The sequence below is a fragment of the Enterobacter sp. C4G1 genome, assembly GCF_052886895.1.
The window spans coordinates 1,593,423-1,611,635 of sequence record NZ_JBQVVV010000001.1 but is presented as its reverse complement, the minus strand read 5'-3'; the positions used below and the strand labels follow the sequence as shown (position 1 = coordinate 1,611,635).

Genomic DNA, 18,213 nt, shown 5'->3' with positions numbered 1-18,213 from the left:
CCATAGCAAAATCACGCTATACCATTACGCTCAATTGACGACCGCCGTCGCTGTTACAGGGAATAAAGGATGCAAAACCGCCTTACCATTAAAGACATCGCGCGTTTAAGCGGCGTGGGGAAATCCACCGTGTCGCGGGTGCTGAACAACGAAAGTGGTGTCAGCGAGCGCACGCGCGAGCGCGTCGAGGCGGTCATGAATCAGCACGGTTTTTCCCCTTCCCGCTCCGCGCGCGCCATGCGCGGGCAAAGTGACAAAGTGGTCGCTATTATTGTGTCGCGCCTCGATTCCCTGTCTGAAAACCTGGCCGTTCAGACCATGCTGCCTGCCTTCTACGAACAGGGTTACGACCCGATTATGATGGAAAGCCAGTTTTCGCCACAGCTGGTGGAAGAGCACCTGGGAATGCTGCAACGCCGCAACATCGATGGCGTGGTGCTGTTTGGCTTTACCGGCATTAAAGAAGAGATGCTTAAACCCTGGCAGCCATCGCTGGTGCTGCTGGCGCGCGATGCCAGTGGTTTTGCCTCTGTCTGTTATGACGATGAAGGCGCTATCTACACGTTGATGCAGCGCTTATACGATCAAGGCCATCGCCATATCAGCTTCCTCGGCGTGCCCCATGCGGACGTGACCACCGGTAAACGCCGTCATGAAGCCTATCTGGCATTCTGCAAAAAATACGCACTTCCTGCCGTGGCTGCCCTGCCGGGTCTGGCCATGAAGCAGGGCTACGAAAAAGTGGCAGACGTCCTGACGCCGCAAACCACTGCGCTGGTGTGCGCCACCGATACCCTGGCGCTGGGTGCCAGCAAATATCTGCAAGAACAACGGATCGATAATCTGCAACTCGCAAGTGTTGGCAGCACGCCGCTGATGAAGTTTTTGCACCCCGAAATAGTCACCGTCGACCCCGGCTACGCCGAAGCAGGACGCCAGGCGGCGAGCCAGTTGATCGAGCAGATCAACGGCCGTGCTGAACCGCGTCAGATCGTTATTCCCGCCCACCTTTCATAGCGGATAGCCGTTAGAAATAAGCGTATGGCAATAAAGATCAATGAGCGTATCAACATCTCCTGCGCTATTCCTTTCGATATTATGCACAGCAGCGATCGTTCCATGAATCACGGTATAGGATATTGCCTTCCGTATACTTCCATGTGATCGCCTCATAACGCAATTCAAGCGTTTCGAGGTGAGTACTGCTTATGCTGTTGGGTGACAAGTATGGCGCTACTGTTGTGAATTTGACATTTTCCAGAATAATATTGAAGTACTCGGCTTCAATACCTGCCTCCAGAATACGGTACATTTTAATTGTTGCTTTCTTCATGGTTCGCCCTTCGCATACGGCACGGTAAAGAAGGGGGGTTGTCTGATCAAATTCTTTAACTATAGTGATTGGGCGGTGAACGCGAGTCCCAGTGAGTTTTCCCCAGCTTGGATCAACCGGAATGGTTACTCCGTGGGAAAACGATTTTAACTCAATAGAACCCAGGCGAAGAGGCATTATACAACTGCCTACAACCGGCGATCCGTTCTCATCCTCAAGCCATAAATGTGCGGGAGTAGACATATCATTTCCTTATTAATGGATATCAATAATGGGAGACTCAGTGTTTTACATAACGACCAAAAATAATCATTACGACAATGAAGAAAATACCGATTGGCCAGACAGGGCTGCCAGGAAAAAAATGGGCCTGTACCAGGGCAAATATGATTGTTAACGCAGTCGGTCCATAGACCGAGAAGAGTATTCGACCCTGCCACCGTAAAAATCGTTTGATGTAACTCATCATAGCTATTGGTTCATCCTGCTAATAATATCCGCAACATCATCATTTGACGCCCATTGAGCCTTCATTGCACCCGCCTTCTGAAATACCGGCTCGATAAGAAAGTAAAGCATTTCGAGCCCTTGAGCATAAAGTGCAGAATAATAGGCAGGGAATTCAATTTGTAGGCGGTGAGCACTATCCGCGGCTTTCTGCACTACGCCATAAAGGCCAACAAGGGCAATACCGCGGGAAGCCCAGACACCTGAAATAGCACTTAATTCGAGGCTGAGATTTAACCCAAGACGAACGTAGGCGGCGACAGCTAACGTAAATCCGGCACCGGTGAGAGTAACAGCTGCAACATGAACATTTACGGCCATCAAACGCTGTTTGATATACTCTAACTGGCCTGATGTTTTATATTTAAAAATTTCTTCGAAATAGATATCAAGCATGTTACAAACCACATCAACATCGCTTATCACCTTATAAACGGCATCCCTGAAACGTAGATCTTCGGCCTTTAGCCTTTGACAAATATCATTATATTCATCTGTAAAACATGAGGTGTAATACAACAAGCGAGTCGCTCCTTTACCTATTGTATCTACCTGATTTTTGACCTGCTGGCCGACGGCAGTTACAGCATGTTCGAGTTTAAGCGCAAGTATTTTATTAGCCTGTAAATAACTGATTATCTCTTCATTTCCGTACATTATCGCCCCATGCTTATTTTAGGAAATTGATGGCGAGCTTATGCCCGATGCCAGTCCTGATTTACAACCTGGATCGCATTTAAGACCTGTAACTGTCTTTTTAAGACAATGACCCGGTATTTTTAATACCACTTTTAGTTTTTCACTCACGAAAGTTCCAGAGATTTTTGTATCGCTCCCCTATCAGGCACATTCGCGCATTAAGAAAGGTAACCAGATAACCCCCGAGCAACGGATTATTGTGATCTTCGCCTGATTTCGGGAACGTTCCCATTTTCCCCGGAACGCTTAACGAGTAGGCTTGCTTTCAGGTCATTACACCCTTATCCATCTGTCATGAGGTTTCATGATGAGCAAAGTCAAACAAGCTGATATCGACCAGTTGATCGTCCTGGTTGGCGGTCGCGATAACATCGCAACCGTCAGCCATTGCATTACCCGCCTGCGCTTTGTGCTGAACGATCCGGCCAAAGCCAATCCGAAAGCGATTGAAGAGCTTTCGATGGTGAAAGGCTGCTTTACCAACGCCGGGCAGTTCCAGGTGGTTATCGGCACAGAAGTGGGCGATTACTATCAGGCTCTGCTGGCCACCACTGGCCACTCATCTGCTGATAAAGAGCAGGCGAAGCAGGCCGCGCGTCAAAATATGAAATGGCACGAGCAGCTGATCTCGCACTTTGCGGAGATCTTCTTCCCGCTGCTGCCGGCGCTGATCAGCGGGGGCTTGATCTTAGGTTTCCGTAACGTGATCGGCGATGTACCGATGAGCGACGGCAAAACCCTGGCGCAAATCTACCCGTCACTGAAGACCGTTTATGACTTCCTGTGGCTGATTGGCGAAGCCATCTTCTTCTATCTGCCTGTCGGGATTTGCTGGTCGGCGGTGCGTAAGATGGGCGGCACGCCAATCCTGGGGATTGTCCTTGGCGTCACGCTGGTGTCTCCGCAGTTAATGAACGCTTACTTACTGGGTCAGCAGGTGCCGGAAGTCTGGAACTTCGGTCTGTTCACTATCGCGAAAGTGGGCTATCAGGCGCAGGTTATCCCGGCGTTACTGGCAGGTCTGGCGCTGGGCTTTATTGAGACTCGCTTAAAACGTATCGTCCCGGATTACCTGTATCTGGTGGTGGTGCCGGTCTGTTCCCTGATTATCGCCGTGTTCCTTGCCCACGCCTTTATCGGCCCGTTTGGCCGCATGATCGGCGACGGTGTGGCCTTTGCAGTACGCCATCTGATGACCGGCAGCTTCGCGCCGATTGGTGCTGCGCTGTTTGGCTTCCTGTATGCGCCGCTGGTTATTACCGGTGTGCACCAGACCACGCTTGCCATTGATATGCAGATGATTCAGAGCATGGGCGGCACGCCAGTCTGGCCAATCATTGCACTGTCTAACATTGCTCAGGCGTCTGCGGTTACTGGCATAATCATCGTCAGCCGTAAGCATAACGAACGTGAGATTTCCGTTCCGGCGGCTATCTCTGCCTACCTCGGTGTGACCGAACCGGCGATGTACGGGATCAACCTGAAATACCGCTTCCCAATGCTGTGCGCCATGATTGGCTCTGGCCTGGCGGGCCTGGTGTGCGGCCTGAACGGCGTGATGGCAAACGGGATTGGCGTGGGTGGCCTGCCGGGCATCCTCTCCATTCAGCCAGCCTTCTGGCAAGTGTTTGCGCTGGCCATGGCTATCGCGATTATTGTCCCGCTGGCACTGACCACCTTTGTTTATCAACGTAAGTACCGCCAGGGCACGTTGCAGATTGTTTAACTTCATCTTTCGGGGCGCAATTGCGCCCCTTCGCATTTGCAGGAACGAACTATGAATACCCTTCCTCAGTGGTGGCAAAACGGTGTCATCTATCAGATTTACCCAAAGAGTTTTCAGGACACAACCGGATGCGGTACCGGGGATTTACGCGGCGTAACGCAGCGCCTCGACTACCTGAAAAATCTCGGTATTGATGCCATCTGGCTGACCCCGTTCTATATCTCTCCGCAGATTGATAACGGCTATGACGTGGCGAATTATACCGCTATCGACCCGGCATACGGCACGCTGGATGACTTTGACGAGCTGGTCGCGCAGGCCCATTCCCGCGGCATCCGCATTGTGCTTGATATGGTGCTTAATCACACCTCGACCCAGCACGCGTGGTTTCGCGAATCATTGAACAAAGAGAGCCCGTATCGCCAGTTCTATATCTGGCGCGACGGCACGCCGGATGGCCTGCTGCCGAATAACTGGCGCTCTAAATTTGGCGGTAATGCCTGGCGCTGGCACGCGGGCAGCGAACAGTACTATCTGCACCTGTTTGCCCCGGAACAGGCGGATCTGAACTGGGAAAACCCGGCAGTGCGTACCGAGCTGAAAAAAGTATGCGAATTCTGGGCCGATCGCGGCGTGGACGGTTTACGTCTCGACGTCATTAACCTTATCTCCAAAGATCAGGCATTCCCGAATGACGAGCACGGCGATGGCCGCCGCTTTTACACCGACGGGCCGCGCGTTCATGAATATTTGCAGGAGATGAGCCGCGACGTCTTCGCCCCGCGCAACCTGATGACGGTGGGCGAGATGTCTTCCACCTCGTTAGAAAACTGCCAGCAGTACGCCTCCCTGGACGGGCGCGAACTGTCGATGACCTTTAACTTCCATCACCTGAAAGTGGACTACCCTGACGGTGAAAAATGGACGAAAGCGCAGCCCGATTACGTGGCGCTGAAAACCCTGTTCAGCCACTGGCAGCAGGGAATGCACAACGTGGCCTGGAACGCCCTCTTCTGGTGTAACCACGATCAACCGCGCATCGCGTCGCGTTTTGGCGATGAGGGCGAGCATCGCGTCCCTGCCGCGAAAATGCTGGCGATGGTGCTGCATGGAATGCAGGGCACGCCGTATATCTACCAGGGTGAAGAGCTGGGCATGACCAACCCGCACTTCCGCCAGATCACGGATTATCGCGATGTGGAAAGCCTGAATATGTTCACCGAGCTGCGCGCCGCGGGCCGTGAAGCGGATGAGCTGCTGGAGATCCTCGCCAGTAAATCCCGTGATAATGGCCGGACGCCAATGCAATGGGATGCCTCACCAAACGCCGGTTTTACGGCGGGTGAACCGTGGATTGCGGTCTGCGATAACTACCAGAGCATTAACGCCAGCGCGGCACTGAGCGACCCGGATTCGGTGTTCTATACCTATCAGTCATTGATTGCGCTGCGTAAAACACTGCCGGTACTGACGTGGGGGGATTATCAGGATCTGCTGCCTGAGCACCCAGCCCTGTGGTGCTACCGTCGTCAGTGGCAGGGACAAACCCTGATCGTGGCGGCAAACCTCAGCAATGCATGCCAGCAATGGCAGCCAGACGCACAGAGCGGCGAATGGCAGGTAGTCATGAGCAATTTTGCAGAAGCAGCCAACGCACCGCAGGCCATGACCCTGCGTCCGTTTGAAGCAGTCTGGTGGCTTCAGCCATAATTCTTATCGCCGGGCATAGCAATATGCCCGGTTTACCTTACTGTTTTTGTTGAATTATTAATCAGATTTTTCCTGCCACAATTTACAAACGCTGTAGCGCCCGTCATTTGTACTCTCGTCTTTTTACTTTGTTCTGAATCAAATAAATCGCAAACATGTTTGATGCAAATCACTATATGTAGCACTTAAAATGCACGCCGACCCAACATCTTGTATTTATCGTCTACTATTCCAACAACAAGACGGCGACTCAGCTCTCCGGAATTGTGGATAACAACTGTCGGGAACGAGGGAAGTGACTGGGCTATCAATACATCAGCCCGGTGCAGTCTTCTCCACCTCTGTGGATAACCTGTTTTTAAAATGGAGTGATCATGACACCGCATGTGATGAAACGTGATGGCTGTAAAGTGCCGTTTAAATCAGAGCGCATCAAAGAAGCCATTCTGCGTGCAGCTAAAGCAGCGGGAGTCGATGACGCAGATTACTGCGCCACCGTCGCAGAAGTCGTTAGCAGCCAGATGAACGAACGTAGCCAGGTGGATATCAGCGAGATCCAGACTGCTGTTGAGAACCAGCTGATGGCGGGCCCATACAAGCAGCTGGCCCGCGCTTACATCGAATACCGTCACGACCGTGACGTCCAGCGCGAAAAACGTGGCCGACTGAACCAGGATATTCGCGGCCTGGTGGAGCAAACCAACTCTGCGCTGCTCAACGAAAACGCCAACAAAGACAGTAAAGTCATTCCTACCCAGCGCGATCTGCTGGCCGGTATTGTTGCCAAACACTATGCGCGCCAGCACCTGCTGCCGCGCGATGTGGTTTCCGCGCACGAACGCGGTGAGATCCACTACCACGATCTCGACTATTCGCCGTTCTTCCCGATGTTCAACTGTATGTTGATCGATCTGAAAGGCATGCTGACCCACGGCTTTAAAATGGGTAACGCAGAGATTGAACCGCCAAAATCGATCTCCACTGCCACGGCGGTGACCGCCCAGATTATCGCGCAGGTTGCCAGCCACATTTACGGCGGCACCACCATTAACCGTATTGATGAAGTGCTGGCCCCGTTCGTTACGGCGAGCTTCAACAAACACCGTAAAACCGCCGAAGAGTGGCAGATCCCGGACGCGGACGGCTATGCGCATTCACGCACTGAAAAAGAGTGCTACGACGCATTCCAGTCGCTCGAATATGAAGTGAATACGCTGCATACCGCAAACGGCCAGACCCCGTTTGTGACCTTTGGCTTTGGCCTGGGTACCAGCTGGGAATCGCGCCTGATCCAGCAGTCCATTCTGCGCAACCGTATTTCTGGCCTCGGCAAAAACCGCAAAACCGCCGTGTTCCCGAAACTGGTGTTCGCTATCCGCGACGGTCTGAATCATAAGTTTGGCGATCCGAACTACGACATCAAACAGCTGGCGCTGGAATGCGCGAGCAAGCGTATGTACCCGGACATCCTGAACTATGACCAGGTGGTGAAAGTCACGGGTTCGTTCAAAACGCCAATGGGCTGCCGCAGCTTCCTCGGCGTGTATGAAGATGAAAACGGCGAGCAGATCCACGACGGGCGTAACAACCTGGGCGTGATCAGCCTTAACCTGCCGCGTATCGCGCTGGAAGCCAAAGGCCATGAAGCCGCTTTCTGGACACTGCTGGATGAGCGTCTGCAACTGGCCCGTAAAGCGCTGATGACCCGTATTGCGCGCCTGGAAGGGGTGAAAGCCCGCGTCGCGCCCATTCTCTATATGGAAGGGGCCTGCGGCGTGCGTCTGAAAGCGGACGATGACGTATCAGAAATCTTCAAAAACGGCCGTGCGTCTATTTCTCTGGGTTACATCGGCATTCACGAGACAATCAACGCGCTGTGTGGCGACACGCATATGTACGACAGCGAAGCCCTGCGTGAGAAAGGCGTCGCTATCGTCCAGCGTCTGCGCGATGCGGTTGACCAGTGGAAAGATGAGACGGGCTACGGTTTCAGTCTGTACAGCACACCAAGTGAAAACCTGTGCGACCGTTTCTGCCGCCTCGACACCGCGGAGTTCGGCATTGTGGAAGGGGTAACCGACAAAGGTTACTACACCAACAGCTTCCACCTGGACGTTGAGAAAAAGGTTAACCCGTACGACAAGATCGACTTCGAAGCGGCTTACCCGCCAATCGCCAGCGGTGGTTTCATCTGTTATGGCGAGTACCCGAACATCCAGCACAATCTGAAAGCGCTGGAAGACGTGTGGGATTACAGCTACCAGCACGTGCCCTATTACGGCACGAACACGCCAATCGACGAGTGCTACGAGTGCGGCTTCACGGGTGAGTTTGAGTGCACCAGCAAAGGCTTCACCTGTCCGAAATGCGGTAACCACGATGCGGCACGCGTTTCCGTCACCCGCCGCGTGTGCGGTTATCTTGGCAGCCCGGATGCGCGTCCGTTTAACGCCGGTAAGCAGGAAGAGGTGAAACGTCGCGTGAAACATTTAGGGAATGGGCAGTTAGGTTAAGTTTTTCGCCGGATTTTCCCCCTCACCCTAACCCTCTCCCTCAAGGGAGAGGGAACCGATCGAGTACATTGTTGAGCCTGACTCCGGTTTTCTCCCTGTGGGAGAGGGCCGGGGTGAGGACATCAGGTTAACGTTATGAACTATCACCAGTACTACCCCGTCGACATCGTCAACGGCCCCGGTACCCGCTGCACCCTGTTCGTTTCAGGTTGCGTTCACGAATGCCCGGGCTGCTACAACAAAAGCACCTGGCGTGTAAATTCTGGGATGCCATTCACCCAGGAGATGGAAGACAGGATCATCAACGACCTGAAAGACACGCGCATTCACCGCCAGGGCATTTCGCTGTCGGGAGGCGATCCGCTGCACCCGCAAAACGTACCGGAGATCCTGAAGCTGGTTAAACGCATTCGCCGCGAGTGCGCGGGAAAAGATATCTGGGTATGGACGGGCTATAAGCTGGATGAACTGAACACCGCCCAAATGGAGGTGGTGGATCTGATTAACGTGCTGGTCGATGGCAAATTCGTGCAGGATTTAAAAGACCCGGCGCTTATCTGGCGCGGCAGCAGTAACCAGGTTGTGCATCACTTGCGGTAATCGCTAAAGCCGTTTGTTAGCATCGCGATAGCTCATAAGTCATCCAGACTGACCTTAATTCCCTTTTGCGGACTGGCCAGTCTCTCCCGGACGGTCTGAATCAATGCATCTTCACTGTCGCTGATCGTGACGGTTTTCACCGGCATCCGCCCCGTTTCAGCGACATACTGAAACAGCAAGCGCACCGCTTCTGTCGGAGTGATATTGAGTTTTTCCAGCACGGCATAAGCCTCGTTTTTGAGTTTGTCATCCAGACGGACGTTAAGCGTGGCCATTATGCCTCCGGTAAAATGGGATGTGTAATGCAGTTTAGCATTACACCGAATTCTGGATAACGCTTCTCAAAACCGGCTCAAACTCTCCATCGCCACCGCCTTAAACCCGGCGAAATCCTTACAGCCGCAAAGCCGCGTCATTGCCCGTTCGCGCAGGAAGGTGACAAAAATATCGTAGATCGCCATTGCCTCTTCATACTCGCTTTTGCTTATAGCGAGCAGGAAAATCACATGCGCGGTTTCATCGCCCCACGGGATGCCGTGCGGCGCCAGCACCGTATAGACCACGGTTTTCTGCGCCAGCAGGCCCAGGGAGTGCGGCAACGCAATTCCTTCGCCGAGCATGGTGCTGACAATAGCCTCACGCTCGACAACGGAATCGAGAAACTCCGCGCCAACAAAGCCTTCGCTTTCAAGCTGCTCACACAGTTCACGGAACAGCGTCTGCTGGTCGATGGGTTTATCGATAATGCGGAAATGAGCGGCGTCGAAGTATTTATCCAGCATCCACGGGCGAGTGCGGTCCACCAGCACCAGCTTGCCGATTTGCTCCAGCTGGTAGTCAGTCGGGAACGGGGCGATCATCACCACCGGTTTCGCCTTTTCGCTGATACGGGCGGTGGAGATAACAAAATCTTCGCTGAGGCTTTCTGCCTGCTCGTACTCGCGCAGTGTGAGGGTGCGCGTCACCTCAATCTGCGGATATTTACGCTGGAGCACCGCCTCAATCATTCTCACCATCGCGTTGCCCGCATCGCACACCAGCAGCACACGGGGCTGGCGCTGGTAGCCAATGTTGTAGTGGCGCTCAAGCCCCACGCCGATATGCAGCACCAGGAAGCCAATCTCGTTTTCGCTGATCACATACGGCGTGTATTTGCCCCAGCTTGATACCGCCGCCAGGGTCATGTCCCAGGCCATCGGGTAGTGCTGTTTGATGTTATCCAGCAGCGGATTGGGGATCATAATTTGATACCGCACGCGGGTGATCATGGTTTTAATGTGCGTGAGTAAGTCTGCGTGCAGCTGCTCATCACTGAGCAGGTTGTAGTTATAGTGGGTGTTGATGTAGCGCAGGATGTAATTGACCAGCGCTTCATCATCGTCGGCGTTGATGGCACTTGGGGCGATCTCCTGGATCTGGCGCGCGGCAATGTGCACGCAAAGCCAGCTCTCTTCCGAGGGGGCAAGCGCCTTACCCGCCAGCTGTTGAATGGTCACCGCGATGTCTTTCGCTGCTTCACGCACGTTCTCTTCCACATCTTCCGCGTGGAATTCAGGCAGTGGATAGCCTTCACTGATACGGCGAACCGACACCGCGCAGTACAGGCGCAGGAACAGTTCGCCTTCGTCCGTCAGGCGGATGTGGTGGCGGGTTAGCACATCATGCAGCACCGTGACCATCTGTTCAGGAACGCCCGCATTCAGCGCCACTTCGGTGACCAGCGGGTTCAGGCTGTCCTGCTGTGCCAGCTCCCAGAGCAGGTCGGTCAGACAGGCGCGGGTCGCCATCTCGCTGCCAAACAGCTTCATGCCATGGCGCGGGCGGGTTTCCAGGGTCAGGTTGTAGCGGTGGAACCACTCGCGCACTTCCACCATGTCGCTTTGCAGTGTGGCGCGGCTGACAAACCACTCGTCTGCCAGATCTTCAAGCTTGAGCGAAAAGGCCGACGTCAGAAAACGCACCACCAGATAGTGCACCCGCTCCGGCCCCGTACGGGGAATACGCAGCGCACGCGGATGAGAATCCTGTAGCTGCTGATAGCGCGCCGCATCGTCTATTTTGAGCTGGTAACCATTACCCCGGCTCAGAATAAACTGTGCGCCGTGGCTCGCCAGCAGCGCATTCAGGGCTGTGATATCAGCACGGACGGTACGCGTGGACACCGACAGCCGCTGCGCCAGCTCGTCCTGTGGCAGCGTTTCGTTTTGCAACAGTTCGAAAAGTTGCGCTAAACGTTGGTTCGGGAATCGCACGTCGTTGTCCTCTTACGGCTCAGGGAGAAGGTGAAATAACCATCTGGGATGGGCTGCCAACCGGCGTATAGTCCGGTTCGAAGCTGAGTTTGCCGTCTTCCGCTACGCGGTATCGGGTGATGTTGTCGCTGCGCTGGTTCATGACGTATAGCCAGCGCCCTTGTTTATCCAGCGTCAGCGAGCGCGGGTAATCACCACGCGTCCAGACATCGTCCTGATGCGTCAGCGTGCCATCAGCTGTTACGGTAAAGTGCCCGATGCTGTTATGCAAACGGTTAGCCACATACAGCTGTTTACCGTCTGCGCTTAACACCAGCCCGGCAGCAAAACTGGTGCCTTTATAGCCTGCGGGCAACGCCGAAAGCGTTTTGCCCTCTTTCAGGGTGCCATTTGCATTCACGACATAATGGGTCAGCGTAGACGCCTCTTCGTTAATCAGCCACAGGGCATCACCTTTTGGCGTAAAGACGAAGTGGCGCGGCCCGGCACCTTTTGAGGAGGCACTGATAAACGGCGGATCGTTCGGCGTCAGTTTTCCGCTTTGATCGTCAAAACGGTACTGGTAGATACGATCCAGCCCCAGATCGGTGGAAAAGACATACTTCCCGCGAGGATCGGCGGCGATCATGTGCGCATGTGGGCCATTATGATCGCTTACCGCAAAACTCCCTTCCGCAGCAGCTTCCGGTTTTGCCGCACCCGGCTCACCCTGGTCCTGATGGGTGTCCGATGCGTCATCCAGGCTGCCGTCCGCCTTCACGGGCAACACGGCAATGGAGCCACTCACATAGTTTGCCACCAGCAGATGACGGCCATTGGGCGTTAAAGAGAGATAAACCGGGCCAGCCCCACCGGAAGCCACCTGATTTAATTCACTCACCGCGCCGTTATCACCCACGCGTAATGCCTGCACCACGCCCTGCTCCACTTCGCTTGCTACATAAAGCGTTTTGCCATCGTGCGAAACAGTGAGCTGTGCGGCATTGGGCAGTTTGCTGACCAGCGTTTTGCTGGCGAGCGCCCCGGTTTGCGGGTCAACGGTAAAGCGGTATAGCCCTTCGCCGTTCGGGTTGTAGGTTCCCACCCAGGCGTATTGCGGCTGGGCGATGGCGGCGGTGGTGAGCATTGAGAGTGAAGCGACAAGCAGGCTACGGGTGTGCATGGTGGCTCCTTCGGGTTTGTATGGTGTGTTTCCCCTCACCCCAGCCCTCTCCCAAAGGGAGAGGGAGTAAAACGTTGGGGGAGGGGCTGGGATTACTTAACCAGTTTTTTCGTCATCTCAAGCAGCGTACGCACATCTTCCGGGCGCGTGTCGCCGCTGGCTTTGTCGATAATAGAGCTGTAGATATGCGGGATGATTTTGCTCACGCCCGCGTCCAGCGCAATCTGCAAAATCTCCTCATAATTTTCCAGATCGATACCGCCGGTTGGCTCCAGCCAGAAGTCGTGGCGGGCGCAGGCTTCCGCTACCGCTTTGTACTCATCACGGCACTTCAGGCCGCCCATCGGGAAATACTTAATGGAGCTGCCGCCAAAATCTTTCAGCAGGGCAATCGCCGTTTCTACCGGCACGATACCGTCCGGTGCCGCGCTGCTCAGCGGGCCGGTGGAGATTTTGACCATGCCGACAGTGCCGGTTGGCGATACAAGACCGTTGACCACAGATTCATTTTGCCCCAGCAGCGCGCGGCTGGTCGCCACGCCGGTAAAGACCTGGTTCACGTGCTGCGGTTGTACCTGACGGGAGATTTCACTCACCATCGCCGACTGGTTCGGATCGCCCGCGCCCAGGCCAACAGAGAGCGCGTTATCAATCAGTTGCGCGTATTCACGCATATCGGCCACCGCGCTTGCCACGTCCGGGTAATTTTTGGAGAGCACGCCCACCAGCACATGGCCTTCTGCCGCTTCGTAAATGGCGCTGGCATTAGCTTTTGAACCCGCCAGCACGTTCAGGCAGACACGGTCACGGTAAAAGTTGGGGGTCAGTTTCATGCGTGTTTCTCCTGTCCTAATACTTCGCCAATGCGGCGGTACACAATGTTTAGCTGCTCTGCGTTCACGCTGCGCACGTCCGCTTCGATAATCCCTTCGTTGGCTTTGTAGCCACGGAAATAAATCGCATATTCGCCCTGCTTCAGGCGGTTAACCAGCTCGCCGGTGCCCATGCCGGTGGTGGCTTCGTCAAACTTGATTTCAGCGCGCGCGATATCGCGACCGGCGCTGTCCCAGACCACGCGAGCGGTGACGCCGTTAAGGGTGTTCAGCGCGTCGATAAACGGCGTCATCTTGGCCACCATCTCGGCACCGCTCTCTTTGGTCGCGGTCAGGTAGTGTTCGATGGCGCAGGTCAGGCCAAGAATACCCTCTTTACCCACCTTCATCGCACGGCCAATACCCGCCGTCTGTCGTTTCACCCACTCAACATACTGTGTTTTGCCGATCACCAGACCGCTCGTTGGCCCTTCGATCGCCTTCGCACCGCTGTAAATAACCAGATCCGCGCCGGAACGGTAGTAAACGTGCAGATCTTCTTCCGCTGCCGCATCCACAATCAGCGGCAGGCCGTGTTTACGCGCCACCACTGCCGCCTGCTCTACGCTGAGCATACTTTTCTGCACGCAGTGGTGAGACTTGATGTACAGGATCGCCGCCGTGCGCGGAGTGATGGCTGCCGCCAGCTGATCGGCAGAACATTCGTTGGCATAACCCGCTTCCACCAGCTTGCCGCCGCCCAGCGCCACCATGGTGCCGACCGGCGCGCCAAAGTTAACGTTGTGGCCTTTCGGCAGCACGATTTCGTTGTTCTCAATCGGGGTGACGTGCAGGTTTTCCAGCAGCCAGTCGCTGTCTTTCACCAGCACCGCCGCCACGGACTGGGCAATGCCCGCTGAAGCGCAAGAGACAACGGTCGCCCCTTCCACATCCAGCAGATCCGCAATGTATTCACCGGTTTTGTTCACCAGATCTTTCATTTCGAAGTACTGGTTCATCCCGTCCATCGCCGCCTGCACCACTTCCGGGCGTGGCGTTGAAACACCCAGCGCCGTCATGCGGCCAGAGGTGTTGATGACCTGTTTTAAATTGTACTTCTCATAAATCGAAGGCATGTTCCGTGCTCCCTTGTTCGGTCATGTAGCCCTTGCCCGCGCGGATCGCGGCAAGCGGCACCAGAATGTGTTCAGCCTGAAGGCTGTCGTTTTCGGCATCGGTTAATACCGTTGGCTGGCGCTTAATGGTGAACAGCGTCAGGTCAGCGTCGAGCCCAGGCTGGATGCGCCCTTTGCGCGTCAGGCGCAGGCCGTCAGCGGCATTTGCGGTCACGCACTCAATCACCTGCGGCAACGACATACCGATGGCGAGGAATTTCGACATCACGCTCGCCAGCGACCCGACCGGGCCATTAATGCGGTTGCGGCAGTAAATATCCGAGCTGATGGTGTGCGGCAGAATGCCCATCGCGATGGCGCGTTTCGCCACCTCAAAGCTAAAGCTCGCCGTGCCGTGGCCCACGTCCAGACGCACGCCGCGTTTCAGGGCGCTGGTGATGGACGCGCGCAGCTCGCCGGATGGGGTCAGAATGCGGTTCGGTTTGCCGTTGTAGCAGTGGGTAATGATGTCGCCGGAACTCAGCAGCCCGGCAATTTCGTCGAGATTTGGCGGGTTGTTGCCAATGTGCACCATCAACGGCAGGTCGCCGTTCTCTTTCTGGATGGCTTTGGCACGCTCCAGCGGCGTAATGCCATTTTCGCCGACCACGCTGCTGCTCATGCGCGCTTTCAGGCCGACGATAAAGTCAGGGTGGCGTTTAACGGCCTGCTTCACGGCATCCGCGTCAATATTGGCCATATTGGCCAATTCGTTCTGGGCAATCAGCCCCACGCGCGAGATATTCAGCAGGGCAAAGACTTCAGTTGAGGCTTTGCGGGTGATGGCGTAAAAATCGTCCACGTCATCCGCGCCAGTGCTGCCTGCATCCACCACGGAGGTCACGCCGGTAGCGATGCCGACGCTGTCCGGTTCGTCGTGGTAAATCGGGGAATTCGGGTAGCAGTGAACGTGGGAGTCAATCCAGCCTGCGCTGACGAACACTTCACCATTAAGCTCAACCGTTTTACGGGCGGGGGCGTCAATCTCGCCAAGCGCCGCGATTTTCCCGTCCTGAATGGCGATATCGGTCAGGGTATCGTCGGTGAGGCGCGCACGGCGCAGGAGTAAATCAAACATGGGGTTCTCCTGATAAGACGGGCGCCGGAGCGCCCGCAGGTATTAAAGGGCGACCGGGAACAGCCAGCCTAAGATCATCGCACCGAGGATAGCGCCACCGGTAATCGGCTTCTGCCAGAGGTAGAACAGCAGCGCACCGGCCAGTGAACCGATACCGATAGGGATCGAAGCGGTCATGGCGCTGAGGATAATCAACGGGCCGAGGAAGCGGCCGGAAGCGTTACCCGCGCCCATCATCACGTCAGCCCCGTAGGTGGAGTTGCTCTGATTGATGGTGAATTTACGCGCCAGGATGATGACGTAACCAATCGCCAGACCAATCACCAGGCCGGTAATCAGCGCGGCAATGAAGTTGGTCACCGGGAACATAATGCCCGCCCCCAGCAGCAGCGCGGGCACACCAAGGCCCACGCCGGTCTGGATGGCACCGCCGATATCGAGAATACCGACCAGAGACCCTTCGATGATGCGCGCGAACAGGAAGCTTGCGCCAAACGCCGCCACCGCGCCGTACACGCCGGTATCGATACCCGCTTTCAGCATCGCCACGAAGGCCACTTCGTTAAACGCGCCAATGCCATACAGGTAGTACATGTGCGTCCCGGCGAACACGCCGGAAGAGAGCAGGCCAACGAAGATCGGGAACGACCAGTCGGCATACCAAAAACCTTTATTCTGTTCCATGTAGAGGCTCCTGTTATTTACCGCTGAGCGAGTTGTGGATCATGTCGAGCCAGTTCGGCACGGTCAGATGGAAGGATTCGATCATCTTCATGTCGAAGCCGCGGAAGAAGCCGCTCAGGACAAACAGCGCCACGATGGCGACCATCATCACTTTGGTGACGTGGTTCCAGCCGCTCTCTTCAACGCCTTTACCAATCAGGATACCCAGCACCAGACCCGGTACGGCGTTCCCCATAATCAGCTGCGCTGCGCCGCCAAACACGGTAGCCCAGAAGCCAGATTTTTTGCCCGCGTCGATAGCCGCCAGCCAGAAAATCACCGGCATCACGGTGTTCACCAGCAGGTTGGCTGCCGGTACCAGCACCTTAACGGCGGTCACCTGGAGCGCAGCCGGAACGGAAGAGGCGGTAAGGTTAAGGAAGGTCACGACGATCATGCCGATCACGCCGCAGGCAATCGCCATTTTGCGTGGGTCGTGGAGTGTTTCACCGACATTACGGTTCTTGATCATCAGCGCCGCCGCGCCCCAGTTCGGGATAATGCGGTGGTCAACGTCCTGAGTGAATGCACCTGCGGCCACGGAAGAGGCCCAGGCGTTAAAGAAGAAGCCTAACCCAAAGGAGAAGTGAGAAGCCGGATCCCCTTCACAGGAGTTCAGTTCCCCCAACGTACGAAACGCGCCCATACCCTGAGTGGTAGGCGCATGAAACATGCGTGCAGCCCCGGCCCCCACACCGACGCCAACCAGGCCGCCAATAATGAGCGATTTTATTAATATAATTAAGAACATCAGTCTGCCCTTTTATGAATAATCAGCGTTGCGTGACGAAATCCACCTGGTCGAGATTGATGGCGGTCACGTTGACAGTCACATCCAGCTCCACGCTGTAGGTGCGTCTTTCCCGGCGCAAAAAGAAGAACAGAAATGCCTCTTTTCGCACCACTTCTTGCGCCTGAACGACCTGCACATCCTGTGGCTCAATACGCAGTAAGATATGCGGTGAGGCTTTCATCACCGCGGCCTGAACGTGGTTGAGTGCATCGGCAAAGGCGCGCGCTTTGGCGTCGCCTTTTCCCTTCACTCTCACCGTGGTTGTGAATTGTTCTTTCATGCTTACGCGCCGTGCTTCTTCTGCCACGCCTGTACCAGACGCTCGCCCAGCTCTTCTTTATCCATAAAGCCAAAGCCGAGTACATTGCAGCCTTCATTGATGGCGGTTACGCCCTCTTCCACTGAACGCATACCGTATTTGGCTTTGTAGCCATATTTGGTTTGGGCGGTAATTGCGCCCGCGCCACCGCTGCCGCAGAAGGAGATACCGAAGGTGGCGTTTTCCGCTTTCATCACGTCACCCAGCTTCATATCCGCTGCCATACCCGGCACAACCACCGCGCGTCCACCTGCTTTTTCGATACCGGCCGCTACTTTCTGACCTTTACCCAGGCGATCGCCAATCACGACTGTAATTTGTTCCATGTGTTGCTCCTTAAAGGTTGTCTTTTGCGACTTCAAAGTGAACGGAGAGCAGCCAGGCTTCTTCATCAGGAAGGTTGCCAAACTGCGCCACCACTTCGCGGGCAAGTCGCATTGAATCGGGTGAAATTTCGTCGAACAATTCCGCTTCGACTTCCGGCAGCGGCTCGCCGGTCACAGACCGGTGCGCCATGGCGCGAACGTGTGAAGTCAGCATCTGTTCCTGTACTGCATTGGGGATGATGTTGTGCCGGGCCAACAGGGCATAAACCTGCTCAAGCATGGTGGTCGCGAGCTGCTCTGTTTGTACCGCCTGGTCTCCAACGTCGTTCATTACCGCTCCGTTAATCACTCGTCTTACCCCGTTAATGTCTCTGAGATAAAACTAACGTTGGCCGTTAATTGTTTGTAGCGAGTTGTTTTCCACTTCGAAGTGGAAAGGCGGGCGGCGGCAGTGATCTGTGCCACAAAAATGCGCTGAATGATGA

Annotated in this window: 18 protein-coding genes; 5 read left to right on the top strand and 13 right to left on the bottom strand. The window is 55.1% G+C overall.

The features are described from left to right. The first annotated feature begins 69 nt into the window (after positions 1-69). Positions 70-1,017, top strand: a complete 948-nt coding sequence (gene treR / locus ACT9TW_RS07720; protein ID WP_446492026.1) for a trehalose operon repressor TreR — start codon at positions 70-72, stop codon at positions 1,015-1,017. Positions 1,018-1,096: 79 nt separating this feature from the next. Here the strand turns inward: treR and ACT9TW_RS07715 are convergent, their stop codons facing one another. Both ACT9TW_RS07715 and ACT9TW_RS07710 read right to left on the bottom strand, forming a co-directional pair. After that, positions 1,097-1,576 carry an Hcp family type VI secretion system effector gene (locus tag ACT9TW_RS07715; protein WP_446492025.1) on the bottom strand — a complete coding sequence of 160 codons (480 nt, stop codon included), beginning with the start codon at positions 1,574-1,576 and terminating at the stop codon, positions 1,097-1,099. Between the two features lie 228 nt (positions 1,577-1,804). Next, the gene (locus tag ACT9TW_RS07710) at positions 1,805-2,497 is read right to left on the bottom strand and encodes a hypothetical protein (RefSeq protein WP_446492024.1); all 693 of its coding nucleotides are present in this window, start codon (positions 2,495-2,497) and stop codon (positions 1,805-1,807) included. A 349-nt stretch (positions 2,498-2,846) separates the two neighbouring features. Here ACT9TW_RS07710 and treB point away from each other — a divergent pair, with 349 nt between their 5' ends. The 4 genes from treB (at position 2,847) to nrdG (ending at position 9,088) form a co-directional block, all read left to right on the top strand. Next, on the top strand, positions 2,847-4,265 hold the full coding sequence (treB, locus tag ACT9TW_RS07705) for a PTS trehalose transporter subunit IIBC (protein WP_182063517.1): 1,419 nt from the start codon (positions 2,847-2,849) through the stop codon (positions 4,263-4,265). Between the two features lie 51 nt (positions 4,266-4,316). Beyond that, complete coding sequence (gene treC, locus ACT9TW_RS07700) at positions 4,317-5,975, top strand: alpha,alpha-phosphotrehalase (protein WP_446492023.1); 1,659 nt, start codon at positions 4,317-4,319, stop codon at positions 5,973-5,975. Positions 5,976-6,349: 374 nt separating this feature from the next. After that, complete coding sequence (gene nrdD / locus ACT9TW_RS07695) at positions 6,350-8,488, top strand: anaerobic ribonucleoside-triphosphate reductase (RefSeq protein ID WP_446492022.1); 2,139 nt, start codon at positions 6,350-6,352, stop codon at positions 8,486-8,488. A 135-nt stretch (positions 8,489-8,623) separates the two neighbouring features. Then, entirely contained in the window at positions 8,624-9,088 is a 465-nt protein-coding gene (gene nrdG, locus ACT9TW_RS07690; RefSeq protein ID WP_446492021.1) for an anaerobic ribonucleoside-triphosphate reductase-activating protein, read from the top strand. A 32-nt stretch (positions 9,089-9,120) separates the two neighbouring features. Here the strand turns inward: nrdG and ACT9TW_RS07685 are convergent, their stop codons facing one another. The 11 genes from ACT9TW_RS07685 to ACT9TW_RS07635 all read right to left on the bottom strand — a co-directional run bounded on the left by ACT9TW_RS07685 (position 9,121) and on the right by ACT9TW_RS07635 (position 18,077). Then, positions 9,121-9,363 carry a type II toxin-antitoxin system RelB/DinJ family antitoxin gene (locus ACT9TW_RS07685; protein WP_203452261.1) on the bottom strand — a complete coding sequence of 81 codons (243 nt, stop codon included), beginning with the start codon at positions 9,361-9,363 and terminating at the stop codon, positions 9,121-9,123. Positions 9,364-9,429: 66 nt separating this feature from the next. Then, positions 9,430-11,340, bottom strand: a complete 1,911-nt coding sequence (locus tag ACT9TW_RS07680; protein ID WP_446492020.1) for a BglG family transcription antiterminator — start codon at positions 11,338-11,340, stop codon at positions 9,430-9,432. 19 nt (positions 11,341-11,359) lie between these two features. Beyond that, positions 11,360-12,502 (bottom strand): lactonase family protein, encoded by a 1,143-nt coding sequence (locus tag ACT9TW_RS07675; RefSeq protein ID WP_446492019.1) that lies wholly within the window; start codon positions 12,500-12,502, stop codon positions 11,360-11,362. A 92-nt stretch (positions 12,503-12,594) separates the two neighbouring features. Beyond that, entirely contained in the window at positions 12,595-13,335 is a 741-nt protein-coding gene (dagF, locus tag ACT9TW_RS07670) for a 2-dehydro-3-deoxy-phosphogluconate aldolase (RefSeq protein ID WP_166717730.1), read from the bottom strand. Further along, positions 13,332-14,450, bottom strand: coding sequence for a DgaE family pyridoxal phosphate-dependent ammonia lyase (locus ACT9TW_RS07665; protein ID WP_446492018.1), 1,119 nt, complete (start codon positions 14,448-14,450; stop codon positions 13,332-13,334). Before ACT9TW_RS07665 ends, dagF begins: the two co-directional genes overlap by 4 nt. Beyond that, positions 14,434-15,567: an amidohydrolase/deacetylase family metallohydrolase gene (locus tag ACT9TW_RS07660; protein ID WP_446492017.1), complete on the bottom strand. Its 1,134-nt coding sequence runs from the start codon at positions 15,565-15,567 to the stop codon at positions 14,434-14,436. The genes ACT9TW_RS07665 and ACT9TW_RS07660 overlap by 17 nt, the downstream gene beginning before the upstream one ends. A gap of 42 nt (positions 15,568-15,609) precedes the next feature. Beyond that, positions 15,610-16,251, bottom strand: a complete 642-nt coding sequence (locus tag ACT9TW_RS07655; protein ID WP_182273539.1) for a DUF4310 family protein — start codon at positions 16,249-16,251, stop codon at positions 15,610-15,612. A 13-nt stretch (positions 16,252-16,264) separates the two neighbouring features. After that, a complete protein-coding gene (locus ACT9TW_RS07650; RefSeq protein ID WP_182059379.1) occupies positions 16,265-17,041 on the bottom strand; it encodes a DUF4311 domain-containing protein in 777 nt (258 codons plus the stop codon). Between the two features lie 22 nt (positions 17,042-17,063). Further along, complete coding sequence (locus ACT9TW_RS07645) at positions 17,064-17,363, bottom strand: DUF4312 family protein (protein ID WP_205919462.1); 300 nt, start codon at positions 17,361-17,363, stop codon at positions 17,064-17,066. A 2-nt stretch (positions 17,364-17,365) separates the two neighbouring features. Continuing rightward, a complete protein-coding gene (locus ACT9TW_RS07640; RefSeq protein WP_014068671.1) occupies positions 17,366-17,728 on the bottom strand; it encodes an SFCGS family glycine-rich protein in 363 nt (120 codons plus the stop codon). A gap of 10 nt (positions 17,729-17,738) precedes the next feature. Next, the gene (locus ACT9TW_RS07635; RefSeq protein WP_182059378.1) at positions 17,739-18,077 is read right to left on the bottom strand and encodes a glycine dehydrogenase; all 339 of its coding nucleotides are present in this window, start codon (positions 18,075-18,077) and stop codon (positions 17,739-17,741) included. Between the last annotated feature and the right edge of the window lie 136 nt (positions 18,078-18,213).

Coding starts and splice junctions, on each gene's coding strand:
- ACT9TW_RS07660 (WP_446492017.1), bottom strand. CDS start 15,567: ATGTTTGATTTACTCCTGCGCCGTGCGCGCCTCACCGACGATACCCTG.
- ACT9TW_RS07650 (WP_182059379.1), bottom strand. CDS start 17,041: ATGTTCTTAATTATATTAATAAAATCGCTCATTATTGGCGGCCTGGTT.
- treB (WP_182063517.1), top strand. CDS start 2,847: ATGAGCAAAGTCAAACAAGCTGATATCGACCAGTTGATCGTCCTGGTT.
- nrdD (WP_446492022.1), top strand. CDS start 6,350: ATGACACCGCATGTGATGAAACGTGATGGCTGTAAAGTGCCGTTTAAA.
- ACT9TW_RS07645 (WP_205919462.1), bottom strand. CDS start 17,363: ATGAAAGAACAATTCACAACCACGGTGAGAGTGAAGGGAAAAGGCGAC.
- ACT9TW_RS07655 (WP_182273539.1), bottom strand. CDS start 16,251: ATGGAACAGAATAAAGGTTTTTGGTATGCCGACTGGTCGTTCCCGATC.
- nrdG (WP_446492021.1), top strand. CDS start 8,624: ATGAACTATCACCAGTACTACCCCGTCGACATCGTCAACGGCCCCGGT.
- treR (WP_446492026.1), top strand. CDS start 70: ATGCAAAACCGCCTTACCATTAAAGACATCGCGCGTTTAAGCGGCGTG.
- ACT9TW_RS07640 (WP_014068671.1), bottom strand. CDS start 17,728: ATGGAACAAATTACAGTCGTGATTGGCGATCGCCTGGGTAAAGGTCAG.
- treC (WP_446492023.1), top strand. CDS start 4,317: ATGAATACCCTTCCTCAGTGGTGGCAAAACGGTGTCATCTATCAGATT.
- ACT9TW_RS07675 (WP_446492019.1), bottom strand. CDS start 12,502: ATGCACACCCGTAGCCTGCTTGTCGCTTCACTCTCAATGCTCACCACC.
- dagF (WP_166717730.1), bottom strand. CDS start 13,335: ATGAAACTGACCCCCAACTTTTACCGTGACCGTGTCTGCCTGAACGTG.
- ACT9TW_RS07710 (WP_446492024.1), bottom strand. CDS start 2,497: ATGTACGGAAATGAAGAGATAATCAGTTATTTACAGGCTAATAAAATA.
- ACT9TW_RS07665 (WP_446492018.1), bottom strand. CDS start 14,450: ATGCCTTCGATTTATGAGAAGTACAATTTAAAACAGGTCATCAACACC.
- ACT9TW_RS07685 (WP_203452261.1), bottom strand. CDS start 9,363: ATGGCCACGCTTAACGTCCGTCTGGATGACAAACTCAAAAACGAGGCT.
- ACT9TW_RS07715 (WP_446492025.1), bottom strand. CDS start 1,576: ATGTCTACTCCCGCACATTTATGGCTTGAGGATGAGAACGGATCGCCG.